The 19,790-nt window shown below is 40.3% G+C and carries 16 protein-coding genes; 6 read left to right on the forward strand and 10 right to left on the reverse strand.

The annotated features are described in order from the left end of the window. Window positions 1-64: 64 nt before the first annotated feature. Window positions 65-1,387, reverse strand: coding sequence for an NCS2 family permease (locus FTU29_RS15040; protein ID WP_111885323.1), 1,323 nt, complete (start codon window positions 1,385-1,387; stop codon window positions 65-67). Between the two features lie 957 nt (window positions 1,388-2,344). After that, entirely contained in the window at window positions 2,345-3,127 is a 783-nt protein-coding gene (gene yaaA / locus FTU29_RS15045; RefSeq protein WP_180122637.1) for a peroxide stress protein YaaA, read from the reverse strand. A 125-nt stretch (window positions 3,128-3,252) separates the two neighbouring features. On the opposite strand from yaaA, the gene FTU29_RS15050 reads away from it, so the two are divergent. Then, the gene (locus tag FTU29_RS15050) at window positions 3,253-3,879 is read left to right on the forward strand and encodes an alpha/beta hydrolase (RefSeq protein WP_111885325.1); all 627 of its coding nucleotides are present in this window, start codon (window positions 3,253-3,255) and stop codon (window positions 3,877-3,879) included. 283 nt (window positions 3,880-4,162) lie between these two features. Beyond that, window positions 4,163-4,687 carry a hypothetical protein gene (locus tag FTU29_RS15055; RefSeq protein WP_180122639.1) on the forward strand — a complete coding sequence of 175 codons (525 nt, stop codon included), beginning with the start codon at window positions 4,163-4,165 and terminating at the stop codon, window positions 4,685-4,687. Between the two features lie 85 nt (window positions 4,688-4,772). On the opposite strand, the gene FTU29_RS15060 is transcribed toward FTU29_RS15055, so the two are convergent. The 4 genes from FTU29_RS15060 to pheA all read right to left on the reverse strand — a co-directional run bounded on the left by FTU29_RS15060 (window position 4,773) and on the right by pheA (window position 9,780). Continuing rightward, complete coding sequence (locus tag FTU29_RS15060; RefSeq protein WP_180122641.1) at window positions 4,773-5,144, reverse strand: hypothetical protein; 372 nt, start codon at window positions 5,142-5,144, stop codon at window positions 4,773-4,775. A gap of 112 nt (window positions 5,145-5,256) precedes the next feature. Then, window positions 5,257-7,506, reverse strand: a complete 2,250-nt coding sequence (locus FTU29_RS15065) for a bifunctional prephenate dehydrogenase/3-phosphoshikimate 1-carboxyvinyltransferase (RefSeq protein ID WP_180122643.1) — start codon at window positions 7,504-7,506, stop codon at window positions 5,257-5,259. A gap of 3 nt (window positions 7,507-7,509) precedes the next feature. Further along, window positions 7,510-8,601, reverse strand: a complete 1,092-nt coding sequence (hisC, locus tag FTU29_RS15070) for a histidinol-phosphate transaminase (RefSeq protein WP_078189092.1) — start codon at window positions 8,599-8,601, stop codon at window positions 7,510-7,512. A gap of 69 nt (window positions 8,602-8,670) precedes the next feature. Then, a complete protein-coding gene (gene pheA, locus FTU29_RS15075; RefSeq protein ID WP_180077541.1) occupies window positions 8,671-9,780 on the reverse strand; it encodes a prephenate dehydratase in 1,110 nt (369 codons plus the stop codon). 572 nt (window positions 9,781-10,352) lie between these two features. Between pheA and FTU29_RS15080 the strand changes: the two genes are divergently transcribed. Next, window positions 10,353-10,883, forward strand: coding sequence for a DJ-1/PfpI family protein (locus FTU29_RS15080; RefSeq protein WP_180122645.1), 531 nt, complete (start codon window positions 10,353-10,355; stop codon window positions 10,881-10,883). 125 nt (window positions 10,884-11,008) lie between these two features. On the opposite strand, the gene FTU29_RS15085 is transcribed toward FTU29_RS15080, so the two are convergent. Together FTU29_RS15085 and FTU29_RS15090 are read right to left on the reverse strand one after the other, a co-directional pair. After that, window positions 11,009-12,151 carry an acyl-CoA dehydrogenase family protein gene (locus FTU29_RS15085; protein WP_180020843.1) on the reverse strand — a complete coding sequence of 381 codons (1,143 nt, stop codon included), beginning with the start codon at window positions 12,149-12,151 and terminating at the stop codon, window positions 11,009-11,011. Between the two features lie 170 nt (window positions 12,152-12,321). Beyond that, window positions 12,322-13,668, reverse strand: coding sequence for a dicarboxylate/amino acid:cation symporter (locus FTU29_RS15090; RefSeq protein ID WP_180122647.1), 1,347 nt, complete (start codon window positions 13,666-13,668; stop codon window positions 12,322-12,324). A gap of 408 nt (window positions 13,669-14,076) precedes the next feature. Here FTU29_RS15090 and FTU29_RS15095 point away from each other — a divergent pair, with 408 nt between their 5' ends. Beyond that, on the forward strand, window positions 14,077-15,075 hold the full coding sequence (locus FTU29_RS15095; protein ID WP_180077535.1) for a glycosyl transferase family protein: 999 nt from the start codon (window positions 14,077-14,079) through the stop codon (window positions 15,073-15,075). Window positions 15,076-15,166: 91 nt separating this feature from the next. Here the strand turns inward: FTU29_RS15095 and FTU29_RS15100 are convergent, their stop codons facing one another. Together FTU29_RS15100 and FTU29_RS15105 are read right to left on the reverse strand one after the other, a co-directional pair. Continuing rightward, entirely contained in the window at window positions 15,167-15,433 is a 267-nt protein-coding gene (locus FTU29_RS15100; RefSeq protein WP_078189099.1) for a YeaC family protein, read from the reverse strand. Window positions 15,434-15,435: 2 nt separating this feature from the next. Further along, window positions 15,436-16,374 carry an NAD(+) kinase gene (locus FTU29_RS15105; protein ID WP_078189100.1) on the reverse strand — a complete coding sequence of 313 codons (939 nt, stop codon included), beginning with the start codon at window positions 16,372-16,374 and terminating at the stop codon, window positions 15,436-15,438. Window positions 16,375-16,526: 152 nt separating this feature from the next. Between FTU29_RS15105 and mrcB the strand changes: the two genes are divergently transcribed. After that, a complete protein-coding gene (mrcB, locus tag FTU29_RS15110) occupies window positions 16,527-18,920 on the forward strand; it encodes a penicillin-binding protein 1B (RefSeq protein WP_180122649.1) in 2,394 nt (797 codons plus the stop codon). A gap of 76 nt (window positions 18,921-18,996) precedes the next feature. Continuing rightward, window positions 18,997-19,479: a tetratricopeptide repeat protein gene (locus FTU29_RS15115; protein WP_180122670.1), complete on the forward strand. Its 483-nt coding sequence runs from the start codon at window positions 18,997-18,999 to the stop codon at window positions 19,477-19,479. The last annotated feature ends 311 nt before the right edge of the window (window positions 19,480-19,790 follow it).

Consider the following 19,790-nt stretch of genomic DNA (forward strand, 5'->3'; position numbering starts at 1 on the left):
TTTATCCTCATAAAAATAAAAAAGGGTGCAAACGGAGTTTACACCCTTTCGCTATTTGACAGTATTAACCGCCAAATGCAGCAAATTTTAATGCCCAAAGTGCAGCAATAATCCAGACCATATATGGTACAGTTTTCGCCTTACCTGTAAGCAATTTAACCAATGCATAGCTAATGAAGCCCATTGCAATACCGTCTGCAATTGAATAGGTAAACGGCATAAATACAATTGTCAAGAATGCAGGGACTGCTTCAGTAATATCATCCCACTCAATATGAACGATACCTTGAATCATCAACACACCGACAAACAACAATGCTGGCGCAGTTGCAAAACCTGGTACTGACTGAGCAAGTGGTGCTAAGAACAATGCCAAAATAAACAATACAGCAACTACAACTGCAGTTAAACCTGTACGACCACCGGCAGCAACACCTGCTGATGATTCAATATAAGGCGTAGTTGATGACGTACCCAATGCCGCACCCGCAACAATTGCAGATGAGTCAGCAAATAATGCTTTCTTCAAACGTGGTAATTTACCGTCTTTTAATAAACCTGCACGGTGTGATACACCGACCAATGTACCTGTAGAATCAAATAAATCGACCAAGAAGAATACAAAGATCACGCCAATCAAACTTGCGGTGAATAGACCTTCGAAGTTCATTTGCATGAATGTTGGAGCGATTGAAGGAATAGCACCCACAACACCTTTAAATTCGTTGAAGCCCAGCAGGGTTGAAATTGCAGTAATCACCAAAATACTGATGATGATTGCACCACGTACTTTGAAGTGATGCATAACCACAACCATCAAGAAGCCAAGTAAAGCTAACAAGACAGACGGCTGTTTTAAATCACCCAGACTAACCAGTGTTGCAGGGTTATCAACAATAATGCCGGCATTTTTCAAAGAAACCAGCGCAAGGAATAAACCAATACCGCCGCCGATCGCCAGTTTAAGCGACATTGGAATCGCATTGACAATCGCTTCACGGATTTTGAACATGCTGATAGCGATAAAAACAAGGCCAGAGACAAAAACAGCTGCTAAAGCAGTTTGCCATTCCACGCCCATACCCAAACATACAGAATAGGTAAAGTAAGCGTTTAAGCCCATACCGGGTGCTAAGGCAATTGGATAGTTAGCAACAAGACCCATCACCAAACAGCCAATGGCTGCTGCTAAACAGGTTGCGACAAAAACAGCACCATGATCCATACCCGTTTCGGACAAAATCATTGGATTGACAATAATGATGTAACACATTGTCAAAAAAGTAGTTACACCTGCAATGACTTCTGTTTTGAAACTGGTTTTGTTTTCGCTCAGTTTAAACAGACGTTCAAGCATGTTCTCGGAAGATGGATTAGGAGTCGTCATGACCTAGCCCCTATGAAGTAAACTTTATGCATATAAGCATTCCACAAAATTAATCATGTGATGTATTCATCATTAATTTTGTGTATGCCTAAGCAACGAATATGCCAATTCGGCAGATTGTAGGCTTTAAAAAATCCTATTTTCAACAGCATACAACACAGTACAAATGTTGAAATTTGCAAACAAAAAAGCTGCATAAACCTATGCAGCTCCTCTATTTATGTCATTTAATTCGTATTTAATATCAATAAATACTGATCAAATTAATTTCGGCAAATTATAACACATTGATTTTTTAATGTTTCCACATTTTCATCGCTTTTCAATTTAGTAAATTTAAGACATTGTTTTCTTTATAAAGTTTCAAATTATTATATATAAAAATAAAATATCAATATTTAGACGAACTCTTCAAGATCATGCTTGAGCTCAATTCAAAAGCAGCAAGATTAATTGTTTTTAGCGCAGATAAGGTGATGCGCTCAAATCATCATTGAACACCTGATTAATTTCTTGCTGTCGCTTTAACTCTGCATTTTTATAAACACTAAACCCTAAGAACACAATGCTGAGTATAAAAATTGGTATCAGTATTTTTTTCATAACAAAATTTTATTCATGTTTAAATATTTGGCTATAATAACAAAAAACTTAAACAAAAAAGTGAAGTATTTCACAATTTTATATCTTATTAAGTCATTTAATAAGCTATTTGTTCGATCAATGTTAACTTTGTAATATATTTTAGACTGATAGACAAGATAATCGCTGAATGTTTTTTAAATCCTTTTTCCTCAAAAAGCCTCAAATTGTAGATCATTTCATATACGAAATTTAAAGCACGATCAATTTCACAGGCCCACCGTTACATCCCGAGTGAAGAAGATAAAAAAGCCGCTGACTTAAAAACAGCGGCTATTCATATTTTTTACAGATTCAAAATTTTCAATCTTGAACTTAAGCGGCTTGTTGCTCATCTCGCTTAAAGACCAATTCGCCCTTTAAGCTACTCTCAGCATCGAAATAATATCCATCGGTATTAAACGACTTGATATCTTCAATACGTTCAATTTTATTTTCCAACAAATAACGCGCCATTAGGCCACGTGCTTTTTTGGCATAGAAGCTGATGACTTTATATTTGCCGTTCTTTTGATCGAGAAAAACAGGCTTGATGATTTCGGCTTTGATTTTTGATTCTTTGACCGACTTATAGTATTCATCTGAAGCAATGTTGACCAAAAGTTCAGAGCCGGCTTTTTCCAAATCGTCATTGATGAGATTGGTGATGGTATTGTCCCAAAACTCGTATAGGTTATGTCCACGTGGATTTTGCAGCTTGGTCCCCATCTCTAAACGATATGGCATCATTAAATCAAGCGGACGCAATAAACCATAGAGACCTGAGAGCATACGCAAATGGGTTTGTGCATATTCAAGGTCTGAGTTTGTAAGTTTATAAGCATCTAAACCGGTATATACATCACCTTTAAAGGCAAAGATTGCTTGGCGTGCATTGGCAAAATCAAAATCAGGCTGCCAATCTCGGAAGCGCTCAACATTTAAAGTCGCAATTTTCTCACTGACACTCATCAAGCTTGAAATTTCACTTACCGACAATTTACGTGCGACTGAGATTAATTCTTCAGAATGATCTAATAGCCGTGGTTGAGTGAATTTTTCAGTCGGTAAAGGGGTTTCGTAATCTAAAGTTTTTGCTGGAGAAATTAAAGCGAGCATAAACATCCTGATTAATTTTTAATTAAACAAACTATAACAGTAGAGTATTTTCAAATCCAATCTGTGTTTTTGATAAACATAATCTGTAAACTATGCTACTCTCCCGCTTTCACATTTTAGTCATTATGTCAGAACAACTGTTCATTCAAGGGCCTGTTGGTCAGCTTGAAATTTTTGTTGATTATCCACAGGGTGAAGTGAAAGGATTCGCGGTAGTTACACACCCTCACCCATTGCAAGGTGGCACACCACAGCACAAAGTACCTGTGCTTTTAGCGCAAATGTTCTTAGAACGTGGCTATGTTGTCTATCGCCCAAGTTTCCGTGGTTCTGGCCAAAGTGCAGGAATACATGACGAAGGCAATGGTGAAACTAAAGACACTATGCAAGTCATTGAATTTGCTCGCAACCAACATCCGAACCTGCCATTTTATGCAGGCGGTTTTAGTTTCGGTGCAAATGTCATGACTAAATGCTATGCCCTTTTGCCTGTAGAATTACAGCCTGTACAGACTATTTTATGCGGTCTACCAACCACAACAGTTGCAGGTGTACGTCACTATGTGACACCACATATTAAGGGTGATATTTTATTTATTCATGGTGAAGAAGATAATGTCACACTGTTATCTGACTTGATTCAATGGGCCAAACCACAGCGCCATTTAATCACGGTTTTGCCAGGTGCAAACCACTTCTTTACGGGTTATCTCAAACAGCTTCGTATTGCGATTTCACGCTTTTTAGTATAAACAATACCAAAAATGAGTCAGCTTAACTGGCTCATTTTTTTGCCTAGTGACCGCTCTATTCCCCACCAATATTTCAGATAAATTCACCTACAGCACTTCGATTTATCCATCTTTTTAGTGCATTGGCCATCATTATCTATTCAACATGTAATGACCTAATTCGTCGCTAGTTTAATTTTTATTACGCAATATTTTTTTATCGAAAAACCAATTACTTACTTGTTTATATGACCAACTGCAGAAATAATACCCAGAAAAATGAACATAAAATTTAGAGGGAAAAATGAAATTTATTGTTGCTGTGATTTTAAGTCTAGGCATTGCAGCTTTGGTTTATTATTTTAATTCAACCCCATCCACAACGACAAATTTGCCAGCGTCTACGGTTGCTGTGAACGATGGTCCCAAAGCCTATTTGACTGCATCATACAAGATGAATGTCGATGGTCGTGATTTTAGCTTAAAGATGGTCTATGACTTTCCCAACAGCCAAGTGTGTGAAGCCCAACTCAACAGCACTGACACCATGAATATGATTTCAACCTTTAAGCAACGCTGTTCAAGTGACTCGGTGTGTAAAGAAGCTGAAATTTCGTCTTGTTCATCTTTTACCGATCAAAAATATAAAGATATGCTCGATAAAAAATATCATGACACTCATTATATTTACCTTAGCGATAGCAAATTGACTGATCAACGTGGTGTGATCGTGTTTTGGGGACTCAATGAACAAGAGTCAGAAAAAATGTGTGACTATGTGAAAAAGAGCAATCGAACTATTAATCCTATCAATATTGAATGTCTATAACGTTGTTCAATACATTCCGTTAAAAAATAAAAAAAGCAGCGCTATGCTGCTTTTTGATAGATGATTTTTAATTCAATTTTTCAGTTCATTTCCTCATTTGTTTCCATTGAAACTCACTATACGAGTCTTCTTCTTTTAAACTGTTTTCGACCGCTTGAGCCAATTGATTCAATAAACTTTGCTCAGTAATACGATCTAACCAATCTTGGTCTTCATCTGGATAAGAGGTAATTTCACAGACTAGACGACCTGATTCATCCTGCCCCTGACATGTCACTGAAAGTGGCAATTCATGTTGATCGACACTGACTGCAATCTGATCACCACTTTGCGATAACGTTTGAAAGCCATAACGCTCTAATTTATTTGCCAATAATTCAGCAACCTGAGTTTGCGTATCAGCACTGCTTTCAACTCGATTTGACTCGCTATGCGCGGTGAATTGTAGTTTTCTCATGTATCTATCCAAAGACATTCTTGTTGTATGGTTTTAGCATAAGCAATTAAAACCAAACAGCCAAGCATTTGCTTGGCTGTTGTTGAATAAATATACAAATTTAGTGAATTATTTATTCACTTACCGAAATCGTTAAACCGGCTTGAGTCGCTAGCTCTGTAAATGTCGGGAAGCTGGTCGCAACAGTTTCTGTACCCACGATATTAATTTCACCCGAAGTACGTAAACCTGCCATTGAGAAGCTCATTGCAATACGGTGGTCATGATGTGATTCGATTTGACCACCTGTGAAGATTGCCCCCCACTCACCCGCTTTGCCTTGACCTTCAATGATAATGCCGTCCTCGGTTGGCGTACAATCGATACCCATAATTTTTAGGCCATCTGCCATCACTTGAATACGGTCTGATTCTTTCACTCGAAGTTCAGCTGCACCAGTCAAAATGGTTTGACCTTCTGCACAAGCCGCTGCGATAAACAGTGCTGGAAATTCATCAATCGCCAATGGTACTTGATCTTCTGGCATATGAATGCCTTTGAGTGTACGTGAACCACGAATACGAATATCTGCAATCGGCTCACCGCCAGCGATACGTTCATTTTCAACAGTCAGGTCAGCACCCATCTGTTTTAAAATTTCGATCACACCTGTACGTGTTGGATTAATGCCGACCGCTTCAAGTGTGACATCTGAACCTTCAGTAATCGCTGCACCCACCATAAAGAATGCTGCAGATGAAATGTCAGAGGGTACTTGGATATCCGTACCGACTAACTTGCCGCCACCTCGAAGTGAAATGCGGTTGCCTTCTGTTTTCACGTCATAACCAAATGCACGAAGCATACGTTCAGAATGGTCACGTGTCGGTTCTGGCTCAGTGACAACCGTTTCACCTTCCGCCCAAAGACCTGCCAACAAAATACCAGATTTTACTTGTGCAGATGCCATTGGTAAGTCGTAGTGAATACCTTTCAGGTTTTGACTTCCGGAAATAGACACGGGCGGCGTACCACGCTCACCTGTAGTTTGAATTTGCGCACCCATTTCACGTAATGGTTTGGCAATACGTTCCATTGGACGTTTTGATAATGACGCATCCCCCGTCATCACTGAATCAAACTTCTGTGCCGACAACATGCCTGAAAGCAAACGCATTGAAGTACCTGAATTGCCCATATACAAAGCGCCTGCAGGTGCTTTTAAACCATGCATACCTACACCATGAATAGTGACTTCGCCGTTTTTAGGGCCTTCAATACTTACACCCATATCGCGGAATGCTTGAAGGGTTGCCAAGGCATCTTCACCTTCAAGGAAACCAGTGACATGCGTTGTGCCTTCTGCAATAGCACCAAACATGATAGAGCGATGTGACACAGATTTATCACCTGGCACAGTAAATTTACCTTGGAATTGCTTTGGACCCGGTAAAATTTTGAATTGCTGTGTCGTCACTTTATTTTTCTCCATCAGTGGTTTCTTTGCGAGCATGTGATTGAAATGTTGGCGTGCTGCTTGTGCATGCCCCAACAGCCCCATCAACGCTTGTGAGTTTTCATCTTCAATCAGTTTGCGAAGAATAGCCAATTGTTTTTCAAAGCCATCTACCGCATTTAAAATTGCCTTTTTATTGGCAAAAAAGATGTCATGCCACATATGTGGGTCGCTTGCAGCAATGCGTGAGAAATCACGAAAACCGCCAGCGGCATAACGGAAAATATCTAAATTGTCTTCTCGGTTCGCGAGTTGCTCAACCAAGTTAAATGCCATCAAATGCGGAAGGTGACTGGTATGGGCCAACACTTCATCGTGTTTTTCCACATCCATGCAAATTACTTCCGCTTTGGCAGCTTGCCACAATTGAATTAGTTTCTCTACAGCCCAATCTGCACTGCTAGGTAATGGTGTCAAAATCACTTTGTGATTAGCAAATAAATCTACCTTACCTGCATGCACACCTGTCAGTTCAGCCCCAGCAATCGGATGCCCCGGTACAAAACCAGTAGGTAATTGCTCACCATAGACGGCTTTCGCTGCATCAACGACATTGCCTTTGGTACTACCAACATCGGTAATAATCGTCTGTTCGGATAGATAAGGCTTGATCGCTTCAAGGACTTTTTGTGTCGCTCGTACAGGTAAAGCCAAGACAACGAGATCTGCACCTTTGACCGCTTCAGCAGGATCGCTATAACCCTGCTGAATAAGTCCTAAAGCTTTTGCATCTTCTAGAGTTTTTTGTGAACGCGTAGATGCCACAATTTCCTTAGCCAATCCTTCAGCAATCATGACACGAGCTAGGCTTGAGCCAATTAGCCCAAGCCCAATAAAAGCAACTTTTTCAAATAGTGGTACAGACATGACTTAAGCTTTAGCCTCTAAGCCCAAAACTTTAGCCAATGCCGCTAAGAATTTAGCATTTTCAGCTTCAGTCCCAATTGATACACGTAAATGCTCGGGGATACCAACTGGACGAACAATCACACCTTCTTTTAATAAAGCATTGAAAGTCTGTGCAGGATCTGCTTTTACATTTACTAAAATGAAGTTGGCACGTGAAGGCACATACGCTAAACCTAAAGCATCAAAGCCTGACTCAAGTTGAGCCATACCCGCTTTGTTCACTACGCGTGATTTTTCAATAAACGCTTCATCTTTAAGTGCAGCAACTGCAGCCACCATCGCAAGATGGTTCACGTTAAATGGTTGACGAATACGATTGAGGAAATCCGTCACTTCAACTGAAGCCAAAGCAAAACCAACACGTAGCGCAGCCAAGCCATAGCATTTTGACATGGTACGGCTAACGATTAAGTTTGCGTATTGATCTAAGAATTTCAAGCTGTTGAAGTTTTCTGGGAAATATTCCACATAAGCTTCATCTAAAACCACGATCACATTTGCAGGTACTTTTTGCATGAACGCTTCAAATTCAGCTTCTTCAAACCATGTACCTGTTGGATTATTTGGGTTCGCAATAAAAATCAATTTAGTATTGTCTTTAATTGCCGCAGCCATTGCATCTAGGTCATGTGAAAAACCTTTTGCAGGCACTTCAATCGCTTCAGCATTAATCGCTTGAGTCACCAGACCATACACAGCAAATGCGTGTTGGCTATACACCACAGAGTCTTGCTCTGAAACAAAAGCACGAGCGAAAATTTCTAGAAGATCGTTTGAACCATTACCCAACGTAATGCGGTCATGTGCAATACCAAATTGTTTTTCAACTTGGTCTTTCAAAATAAAACCGCCACCATCCGGATATCGACCAATTTCTGCAAGTTCAGCAGCAACCGCTTCTTTCACTTTGTCAGAACAACCCAATGGGTTTTCATTTGATGCGAGTTTTACGATATCTGTAATACCCAACTCACGCTCAAGTTCACTAATTGGTTTACCTGGTTGGTAAGGCTTTAGCTTTGCAATGCCTTCATTGGCTGGGACAAACGTCATTTTACACTTCCAGTTTTTTCAAATGATGAAGGTGATCAACTCGTGATGGAATTGATCACAGTTGTGATCTTAAAGAACAGCAATCGGATATGAACCCAATACACGAATTTCTTTAACCAATGGACGAATTTCTTCAATCGCTGCTTTGACATTGTCTTGTTCTACATGGCCTTCAAGGTCAACAAAGAAAACATAGGCCCATTTTTCAGGCAAGGCAGGACGTGTTTCAATACTGGTCAAACTGATATTGTGTTTTGCAAATGGTGCAAGAATTTCAAGCAACGCCCCTGCACGGTCATGCGCAGAAATCAACAATGAAGTTTTATCATTGCCCGATTGCGGTACTTTCTCACGACCAATCACCAAGAAACGAGTAGTATTTTCAGGATTGTCTTCAATATTGCTATGCAAAATTTCAAGGTTGTAAATGTTCGCAGCGACTTCAGAAGCAATTGCTGCTGAGTGCCATTCATTGCGAATACGGCGTGCAGCTTCTGCATTTGAACTGAGTGCAACACGTTCTACACCTGGATAATGAGCATCTAACCAACCACGGCATTGCGCCAAAGTTTGTTGATGAGCATAAATTTGTTTAATGCTGTCTTTACGTGTGTTTTCAGACACTAAGAATTGGTGATGAATACGCAGCTCCACTTCACCAATAACATTCAGATGTGAAGATTTGAAGCAATCTAGGGTATGGTTCACTACACCTTCAGATGAGTTCTCTACAGGCACAAGACCATAGTGCGCACTGCCTGCTTCTACTTCGCGGAATACTTCATCAATCGTTGGAAGAGGGCGAACAACAGCGTCTTGACCGAAATGTTTTAAAACAGCCGAATGCGTATAAGTTCCGACTGGACCTAAAAACGCAATACTTTGCGGCGCTTCCAGGGCTAAACAAGCCGACATGATCTCACGGAATAAACGTGCCATTGTCACATCAGACAATGGGCCTTCGTTACGATCCATAACTTTACGTAAAACTTGCGCTTCACGTTCAGGACGATAAAACAATGGATTCTCTTCTGCAGCAAATTTTGCTTTTGCCACAGCTTCTGCTAGTTTCGCACGACGATTGATAAGTTGTTGAATCTGCATATCAACAGAGTCGATATCTTCACGAATTTGAGCTAAGTCCAGAGAAGTCGGAGTGTTTTGATCATCGTTGATCATTGTTATGTCGCCCTTCAAAAAAATTTTGCAAACAGTATAACAATAGTTAGCTTTCAAATGTTGCGCAATACGACTTTGATGGTTTCAGCCTTAAAAACATACAGTTGATTAAAGCTTCATCAGCTTAACTTAAGAGCCAAAACAGCCAAACTGATAGGTAAAGCCATAATTAAGGCAAATCTTACCTTTTGACGGCTTTATTGATCATTCATCTTGAGCAGCACAATAAATAGAACTTCTCTTTTCCTCCAAATTTGCATCAGATCCATCCCCTTGTATAAGCCCATCAATCAGTTTATTTCATTGGTCATTGCAGTTTTAAATTTTGCTCTCAATACCTGTAGCAAAATAAAAAATTCTAAACTTGGGTTTCATGGCATAGAAATAATTTGAAACTTAAAGATGATCTATATAAACACTTGGTCATTGATCGTTTTTTCAGTGACTTAATAGGCACTTTCATCTAGTGTTTACAGTCATTGACGCATTTATTACAAAAGACACAGGTAATTTTTTTCATTGCTTTGTAGTCTAAATATCAGAAAAAAAATAACAGACCCATAGGTACAAGTATGCACAAGAAAATTGCAGTGTTAGTGACCTACGATTTTGAAGATATTGAATACCTTGAGCCTGTGGAGGCCTTTCGAGCCGCTCGGCACAGCATTATCAATATCGAAGATCAGGTTGGAAAAATTGTTTACGGTATTAAACGCCGTTCCCAGATCACCATTGACCAGAGTATCGACGACGCCTCTGTACATGATTTTGATGCCTTATTTATTCCCGGCGGTTATTCCCCAGAGAAACTCTCTTTAGATGACCGTTTTATCTATTTTGTACGTAATTTTGCAGATAGCCAAAAGCCGATCTTGAGCAGTTGCCATGGTCCACAGTTGTTATTAGAAGCTGGTGTCATACAAGGTCGTCATTTCGCCCAATCTGAAACGCTGAAATCTGCTTTACTAAACGCAGGTGTGATGGTGTCGGATCAATCGGTCGTGAATGATAATAACCTGTATATATCATCTCGCAGTACTTTAGATACGCCTGAATTTATCGAAGTCTGTCTGCAAGTTTTGGGGCAACCGTCATTATCATAGGTTTCAAAATATTCACTTACACTCAACCGCATAATCTAATTCAAACACGCAAATCTATAGAAAGACATCTTAAAAAAATAGCGAAGTCATCACTTCGCTATTTTAATTTCAGCCTGATAATTTGTTTATCGACCTAAAATACTTCGTGCCACGATTTCTTTCATAATTTCATTGGTGCCACCGTAGATTTGCTGAATACGTGCATCGACAAAGAAACGTGAAATTGGATATTCCGTCATATAACCATAGCCACCAAATAATTGAAGTAGATTATGGGCCACTTTCATTTGCATATCGGTAGAAAAGCTCTTGAGTGCTGCTGCAGTTTCAACATCAAGTTTGCCTTGCATATAAAGTTCAACATTTTGATTATAAAATGCCGCTGTAGCCAATTCGTCAATCTTAGCCTGTGCCAAGACAAAACGAGTATTTTGGAACTGTCCGATCGCCTGTCCGAACGCTTGTCGCTCTTTAACATACTGCGTTGCCACATCAATGGAACCGCGAATCGCACCAATTGCAGTCGAGGCAATTGCGGTACGTTCACGCGGTAACTCTTGCATCAAGTAAGCAAAGCCTTGTCCAGCTTGACCCAAAAGTTGCTCTTTTGGCACTTTGACGTTGTCATAAAACAACTCTGAAGTATCTTGCGCATGCAGACCAATTTTGTCGAGGTTGGTACCTTTCTTAAATCCATCCAAATGTGTATCGACTAAAAGTAATGACACGCCTTTGGCACGTGCTTGTGGATCTGTTTTCGCGGCCAATACCACAAGGTCTGCATGTTGACCATTTGAGATAAAAGTTTTCGAACCATTGAGCAGATAATGATCACCCTGCAAAATTGCACTACTACGCATAGACTGCAAGTCCGAACCTGCTCCCGGCTCTGTCATACCAATAGCACCGACCACTTCACCTGTGACCATTTTCGGTAACCAATATTGTTTTTGTTCTTCTGAACCAATGTGCAAAATATAAGGCGCTGCAATTTCAGAATGGCATGAAATACCTGTCGATAATGCACTAAAACCTGCTCGCGCAGATTCTTCGACTAGCATCAGTGAATAATGCGTTGGAACGCCATAGCCGCCATATTCTTCAGGCACATCCACACATAAAAAGCCATTTTCACCCAAAGCATTCCATACTGAACGCGGCATAATGCCTTCACGTTCCCATTGCTCATAATGTGGTGCAACATGCTCTGCCATAAAGCGGCGAAAGTTATCTCGAAATAATTCTAAGTCTGCATCATAAGCTAGCATGTGTTTCTTCCTTGGTTGAGTTTGTTATTTTGTTGAGCTCCATCCTATTGCAGTTTAGAACAGCCGTCATGCCTAAAAACTAAAGCGTTCAAATTTGGCTTTGACCTTGCATTAAAAAAGGAAGCCGAAGCTTCCTTTTTAATTACATCTTTTACATCACAGCATCAGCGTTATGCATGATGTGCATTGCCTTCTTCTTGCATCTGACGGTCAATTTCTTCAGGGTTTGCCAAAGCAAAATCCAGTTTTTCTTTGTCTAATTGACCCACCCATTTCGCAACCACAATCGTTGCCAAAGAGTTACCTACAAGGTTGGTTAATGCACGTGCTTCTGACATGAAACGGTCAATACCAAGAATTAATGCCAAACCTGCAACAGGAATATGACCCACAGCAGACAATGTTGCAGCCATCACAATAAAGCCTGAACCCGTCACACCCGCAGCACCCTTAGATGAAATGAGTAGAACCAACAACAACGTGATCTGATGCGAAATATCAAGCGGTGTATTGGTCGCTTGTGCAATAAAGATTGCTGCCATGGTCAGGTAAATAGACGTACCATCTAGGTTAAATGAATAACCTGTTGGAATAACAAGACCCACTACAGATTTTTCTGCACCAGCAAGTTCGAGTTTTCTCAACATACGTGGCAGTACAGATTCAGAAGATGACGTACCCAGTACGATCAGTAACTCTTCGCGAATCATGCGAATCATTTTCAAAATACTGAAACCGCAAATACGTGCAATTGAGCCAAGTATAATGAAAATAAACAGCAAACATGTGATATAGAAGCAGATGATCAATTGACCCAATTGTGCCAAACTACCAATACCATATTTACCAATGGTATAAGCCATCGCACCGAAAGCACCAATTGGTGCAAGCTTCATGATCATGTTTACAATGTTAAAGAATACATGTGCAATTTGATCAATAAACTTCAATACAGGCTTACCTGCATCACCAAGTTTATGCAAAGCAAAACCAAATAATAAGGCAAATAATAGAACTTGAAGAATTTCACCCTCAGCAAACGCACCAACAACGGTGTTTGGGATGATATTCATAAAGAATTCTTGTGTAGATTGTGCTGCACCAGATTCAACATATTTAGAAATACCTGCAGTATCTAAAGATGCTGGATCTACGTTCATGCCTACACCTGGTTTTGCAATATTAATCACTGCAAGACCAATAATGAGTGCGATGGTCGAAACGATTTCGAAGTATAGTAAAGCGACCCCACCTGTTTTACCCACAGATTTCATGCTTTCCATGCCTGCAATACCACTCACTACGGTACAGAAGATCACAGGTGCAATAATCATTTTAATTAGCTTAATGAAACCTTGTCCTAGTGGATAGAACAATTCACCCCAGCCTTTTACGTATTGCTCGGTACCATTGATGATTTGCGTACCACTTGGTGAGAAATGACCCACCAATACACCCGCAATAATGGCAACGATCACTTGAAAATATAGTGACTTATAAATTGGTTTTTTAGCCATGACATTACTTCACGATATATTTCTGCTTCAAAGAAATATTCAGTTTTTGTCTATTTTCAAAAAATAAACAGCCCAAAACCCCTTTGTCTTCGACAAAAGAGCACCAAAGGTATTTGACTTAGCCAAATACAGAAAAACGAAATATGTATGGTGATTAAATAATCACATCAGGACCTGATATAGAATCAGTGCATTGATCAGGAGATGAAACACATACTAAAGTAGGTTAAATTTTACCTGTTTTTTAATGGCTTGTTCTGCCACAAATGTTAATTTCGGTTAAATAATAGACCGAGATCATTAGACTATAGTCTAAAGACTGCATTTTTTACGCCCATTATCAGGCTGAAAAATACCAACTATAGAAGTAAACTACCCTTAAGTCCTAATTTTAAGCCCCGTATTTGCATGAACAATAAACGAAATATTTACAAAGATTTTGAACATCCTTTTGCGCAATTTGTCCGTATCGTGGGTAAAGGTAAAAATGGCGCACGTTCGCTCACTTATGATGAAGCCTACCAAGCGTTCAGCATGATCTTAAAAGATGAGGTTTTGGACGTTCAATTGGGCGCTTTCTTGATGTTATTGCGTGTAAAAGAAGAGTCAGTCGATGAACTTACAGGCTTCGTCCAAGCTACACGTGATCAACTCAAGTTTAAAAAGCTAGATGTCGATTTAGATTGGTCATCTTATGCAGGTAAACGCAAACATTATCCATGGTTTTTATTAGCAGCATTAACGCTAGCAAAACACGGCTACAATGTCGTAATGCATGGCGCTTCAGGTCATACCATTAACCGCCTTTATACAGAACAAGTATTAGAGTATTTGGGTTTTCCTATTTGCCAAAATGATACAGATGTGGAACAGCAACTAATACAACGTCATTTTGCTTATATTCCGCTCGACGTCATTTCACCAATACTCAGTGATTTAATTTCACTACGCAATGTGATGGGTTTACGTTCCCCAATTCACACCCTTGCGCGTCTGATAAATCCATTTAATGCCAAAGCCACCATGCAAGCTATTTTCCATCCAGCCTATCGTGGATCACACCAACGTGCGGCATTTCAATTGGGTTATCAAAATAGTGCTGTCATTAAGGGTGAAGGTGGTGAATTCGAACGTAACCCCGATGCAAAAACATTAATTTGTGGTATCAAGGATGGTGAAATGTATGAACATGAGTTGCCTAAACTGACGGACAACCGTAGTCCAGTCGAAGAAGAACTTGATTTGGCCGTTTTTAAAGCCGTTTGGGACGGTCAGCAGACACATGAATATGGTGAAATCGCAGTCACCGAAACCATGGGAATCGCACTATATACCATGGGTGCAGTCGCAAGTTTTGATGAAGCCATGCAAACTGCCAAAACCATGTGGGCAAATCGTCACGCTTAAATAAGCAGATATGAAGAAATAAATCTAGGCATGCATCAAGCCAATAAAAAGCCAGCATTGAGCTGGCTTTTTCAATCAAAAAGAAAAAGGATTAAACGAAACGAATCGGCTTGAACTCAGGTTCTTCCACATGCGAGTCGCAATGCTCATCTTCTTCTTTGGTCCCACGGTCAATATAACCACTACGCTCATCTTCTGGCAAATGTTTAATTTCCCATGCATAAACCGCTTGCATACAAATCTGACGTTGTTCTTGAGTCAGCGCTACACCATTTGGCCATTTACCAATTTCAATTGCCGTTTTTAATCGACCAACAATTTCAGGATCGAGTACGGCAAGCATCTGTTCAATATTCATAATTAATCCTGCTTTAATGAGTCAAAATCTTGGTTCCAGCCTAGCTTGGTACGACATGCCATATAGAAGTCATAACCAGGTGGATGTAATAAGTTGAGCTTAAATGGATGTTTGCGGATATGTAAACTATCGCCTACACCCAATGATACACTGTGTTGACCATCGGCACTGACCATTGGTAGAACACGATTTTCACGAATCAAAATTTTAATTTCGCTTTGTCCGCCCACAACAATCGGACGTGACGACAAAGTATGTGGATGCATTGGCACTAAGGCAATCGCATCCATACTTGGGTGGACAATCGGCCCACCACCAGATAATGCATAAGCTGTAGAGCCGGTTGGCGTGGAAACAATTAAACCGTCACTGTGTTGGCGGTACACATATTGGCCATCGATATTCAGTTCAAAGTCGATCATATGTACCGATTTACCTGAATGCAGCACAATATCATTTAAAGCCACGGCATCATAAATCGACTCACCTTTCGAGCGAATTTCCATTTCCAACAAGAAACGTCGGTCTAGCTGAAACTCACCTTTGAGCACTTGATCTAACTTGAAAATCACTTCTGTCGGTTTGATATCGGTCAGGAAGCCCAAACGACCACGGTTCACCCCAATCACAGGAGTATTGTATTTCACCAAGGCACGTGCAGCATGAAGCAATGAACCATCACCGCCGACTACGATCACCAAATCGACGACCTCACCCAATAAATTACGGCTGACCGTCTGAGTATTATTATAGGGAACCAGCTGCGCTGTTTGCGTATCAAATACAGGATGTAATCCCAAACTCAAAATATGATCGTGGATCAAACATAGGGTTTCGATCACTGATGATTTGTCTGGACGACCAATCAACCCAATGTTTCGAAATGATTTATGTGAAATTTGCACCTGCGCTTTTGCTCCGCTTCGCCTCATTGGTATCATATCACTAACAGAAATGATTTAAAAAAACTTTAAAGTTTCGACTTTAGTGAAGTAGCTTCCAATATTTTGCATACATATAACAGTTTAAATATTGCAAAATACTGAAAAGCTTCGCATGATTAGCAAAATTTCTCAGGGTTTTATCACTATTTATGAAGTCTGAACGTGGCATAGGCATAATTGCACTGATTTTTTCGCTGTTGATTATCGGCGGATTTCTCGTGTTCAGCATTTATCTTATTCGTCTAGATAATATTGTACGGGACAAATTCGAAGGTCAACGTTGGGATATTCCAGCTAAGGTATTTGCTCGTCCTTTAGAAATTTACACCAATGCGCCTGTAAGCCAAGCAGACCTCAACCAAGAACTGAAACTTTTGGGCTATAACGCTCAAGACAGCTATGCGAAAACGGGAAGTTACGTTACTTCTGGCAATGTAACCTATATCCATACGCGTGGTTTTGACTTTGGTGATAGTGTCGACCCTGAACAAGTCCTTAAAGTGACCTTTGGTGAAAATCAAATCACTGAAGTAAGTGCGACCAAGCCTTCAAGCAGTGGTATTGCCCGCTTAGAGCCGATGTTAATTGGCGGTATTTATCCTCAGCACAATGAAGACCGTGTGCTGATCAAACTTGATAAAGTGCCTAAGCCTTTAATCCAAGCTTTAATTGCTACAGAAGACCGTAATTTCTATCAGCATCATGGTATTTCCATTCGTGGTACAGCACGTGCCATCGTAAGTAATGTCACTGGTGGTAAACGTCAAGGTGGTTCGACCCTCACTCAGCAATTGGTGAAAAATTTCTATTTATCGCCTGAAAAAACCATTAAGCGTAAGGTCAATGAAGCCTTAATGGCGATGCTGATTGAACTTCACTATGACAAAGATGAAATTCTTGAAGCTTATTTAAATGAAGTGAACTTAGGTCAAAACGGTAACTATTCAATCAATGGTTATGGTTTAGCCTCACAATTCTATTTTGGTTTACCACTGCGTGAATTAAATATTGCTCAGCAGGCGTATTTAGTCGGTCTGGTTCAAGGCCCGACCCTATTTAATCCGTGGAAAAACCCTGAAGGTGCGATTAAACGCCGTAATATTGTGTTAAACAATATGGTGGTGATGGGCTATTTAACTCAGGAACAATATGAAACTGAGTCAGCACGTCCATTGAATGTCATTACAAAACCAACATTGGGCCCTTCTCGCTTCCCAGACTATATGGATATCGTGCGTCGTCAACTGCGTACTGAATACCAAGAAAGCGATTTGACCAATCAAGGTCTGCGTATTTTCACCGCGATGGATCCTATTGCTCAAACCCGTGTACAAACTGCATTTAAAGAATCTGTGGCGCGTTTAAGCAATGCCAATCCAGCACGTTTGAAAGAATTACAAGGCGCGGTATTGGTGTCTCATCCTGAAAATGGTGAATTGGTTTCAGCAGTCGGTTCAACGCAGGACTTTACCGGTTTTAACCGTACAATGGATGCTAAACGTCAAGTCGGTTCATTGCTAAAACCTGTGATTTACCTCAGTGCGATAGAATCCAACCGCTATAACTGGGCGAGTCAAATCGAAGACAGTCCGATCAGCATTCAAAGTGATGGCAAAGCTTGGACACCGAAAAACTATAGTGGTGGTGCACATGGTGTCGTACCAATGGTCGATGCCCTATCAAACTCTTATAACCTCTCTGCGGTACGCTTAGGTCAAGAGTTCGGTATGTCCACGTTTATTAACCATCTGAAAAAGTTTGGTGTGACGTCTAATATTCCAAACTACCCTTCGATTTACCTCGGCGCTATCGATATGTCACCGATGGAAGTGATGAGTGTCTATGGAAACTTTGCAACCGGTGGCTTCAAATATCCAGTGAAAGCTATTCGTTCAGTGGTCGATGCCAATGGTCGTTTATTAGATCGTTATAGCTTAACGGTACAACCGACTATTGCACCTGATGCAGCCTTTATCTTGAACTACGGTTTACAACAAGTGATGAGTTCAGGGACAGGCCGTTCTGCTTATGCATCATTACCAGCTTCACTCAAACTTGCAGGTAAATCAGGGACAACCAATGATACGCGTGACTCATGGTTTGCAGGTTATTCAGGTAATTATTTAAGTGTGGTTTGGTTAGGTTTAGACAACAACAAAGTTACAGGCTTAACTGGTTCGTCAGGAGCACTTCCTGTTTGGACCAATGTGATGAAGCAGTTACGTCAAAAACCAGTTAATTTACGTCAACCAGACAGCGTACAGTGGCATTGGTTAGACCGTTATTCAGGTAATTTATCTGCGCAGCATTGTACAGGTGCGATGTATATTCCTCTTTCGCGCAACTCCATTCCAAATCAAGCTACGGCATGTGGTTCGACACAATATGAAGTAGAACCTTACACAGTTGATACTGAAGAGACGCAGCCAACTCAGGAGCAAAATGATAGTTTAGGTGACTACATTCGTGAAAGTGATGTCGATAATGATCAAGGTTCATCTGATCAACCTCGCATCATCTCAAGTGGAGAGTATTCAAATTAAACTGCAAAATATTAAAGTTTTAAAAACGTTCAGTATTCTGAGCGTTTTGACGATCATTTTGGCAGGTTGCCAAACCATGATCGAACCTGAGCAAAAGCCGCCTGCTGCACCTGAAAAAAAGGCAGATATCCATGACCCTTCTGGGGTCATTATTACTCCATATGACCATCCAGAAATTAAGCGTCAACGTATCGTTATTCCTGAGCAGAAAACCCAAATTCAAAAGTTTGATGATGGTCGTGACTTACCTGCATTCAAAAAATTGATGCAAACTACGCAAACCGCTTATGCCAATGGAAAATGGAATGAAGCTGAAAGTGCGGCAACTCAAGCACAGCGTTTGGCACCACAATCTGCGGAAACTTTTTTATATTTGGCAATGATCGCCAATCGAAAAAATCAACCTGCGAATGCAGAATCGTTGGCACTGCGTGGATTAAGCTATGCTCAAACCAAGCTGATGAAACAACAGCTTTGGAATGTTGTTTTAAAAGCTGGTCAAATGCAAAAGAAAAGCAGCACCATTCAAAAAGCCCAACAAGCCATCAAAGCTCTTTAAGCACCCATAAAAAAGCCTGTTCTTAATTGAGATCAGGCTTTTTATTTAAAACATACTAAAAGTAAGTTTATTTCTCATAGTTATTATTAAATAATGTTACGCAGTAACATCAGAAGCATAATTTGATCTAAATAAAAGTACGATACACGGCAACGTCATCTGCAAGCGTTTGAGACAAAACTACATCTATTTAAAAATGTTTGCGATACTTTGGATAAATTGACGCTAGTGAACGAGTTTTGTCAGTGAGGTGCATTGCACCGCAAGATGGTTTCCTTGTGAAGCACGCTTCTCATTTTGCCTAATGAGAA

Origin of the sequence: Acinetobacter sp. YH12086 (genome assembly GCF_013419345.1) — a bacterium.
Taxonomy (GTDB): domain Bacteria; phylum Pseudomonadota; class Gammaproteobacteria; order Pseudomonadales; family Moraxellaceae; genus Acinetobacter; species Acinetobacter amyesii.

Excerpts from the sequence above, each read along its gene's own strand:
- yaaA (WP_180122637.1), bottom strand. The coding sequence starts at position 3,127 with ATGCTCGCTTTAATTTCTCCAGCAAAAACTTTAGATTACGAAACCCCT.
- FTU29_RS15085 (WP_180020843.1), bottom strand. The coding sequence starts at position 12,151 with ATGCTAGCTTATGATGCAGACTTAGAATTATTTCGAGATAACTTTCGC.
- FTU29_RS15080 (WP_180122645.1), top strand. The coding sequence starts at position 10,353 with ATGCACAAGAAAATTGCAGTGTTAGTGACCTACGATTTTGAAGATATT.
- FTU29_RS15050 (WP_111885325.1), top strand. The coding sequence starts at position 3,253 with ATGTCAGAACAACTGTTCATTCAAGGGCCTGTTGGTCAGCTTGAAATT.
- FTU29_RS15055 (WP_180122639.1), top strand. The coding sequence starts at position 4,163 with ATGAAATTTATTGTTGCTGTGATTTTAAGTCTAGGCATTGCAGCTTTG.
- FTU29_RS15065 (WP_180122643.1), bottom strand. The coding sequence starts at position 7,506 with ATGTCTGTACCACTATTTGAAAAAGTTGCTTTTATTGGGCTTGGGCTA.
- FTU29_RS15115 (WP_180122670.1), top strand. The coding sequence starts at position 18,997 with ATGATCGAACCTGAGCAAAAGCCGCCTGCTGCACCTGAAAAAAAGGCA.
- FTU29_RS15105 (WP_078189100.1), bottom strand. The coding sequence starts at position 16,374 with ATGATACCAATGAGGCGAAGCGGAGCAAAAGCGCAGGTGCAAATTTCA.
- mrcB (WP_180122649.1), top strand. The coding sequence starts at position 16,527 with ATGAAGTCTGAACGTGGCATAGGCATAATTGCACTGATTTTTTCGCTG.
- pheA (WP_180077541.1), bottom strand. The coding sequence starts at position 9,780 with ATGATCAACGATGATCAAAACACTCCGACTTCTCTGGACTTAGCTCAA.
- hisC (WP_078189092.1), bottom strand. The coding sequence starts at position 8,601 with ATGACGTTTGTCCCAGCCAATGAAGGCATTGCAAAGCTAAAGCCTTAC.
- FTU29_RS15100 (WP_078189099.1), bottom strand. The coding sequence starts at position 15,433 with ATGAATATTGAACAGATGCTTGCCGTACTCGATCCTGAAATTGTTGGT.
- FTU29_RS15095 (WP_180077535.1), top strand. The coding sequence starts at position 14,077 with ATGAACAATAAACGAAATATTTACAAAGATTTTGAACATCCTTTTGCG.
- FTU29_RS15060 (WP_180122641.1), bottom strand. The coding sequence starts at position 5,144 with ATGAGAAAACTACAATTCACCGCGCATAGCGAGTCAAATCGAGTTGAA.
- FTU29_RS15040 (WP_111885323.1), bottom strand. The coding sequence starts at position 1,387 with ATGACGACTCCTAATCCATCTTCCGAGAACATGCTTGAACGTCTGTTT.
- FTU29_RS15090 (WP_180122647.1), bottom strand. The coding sequence starts at position 13,668 with ATGGCTAAAAAACCAATTTATAAGTCACTATATTTTCAAGTGATCGTT.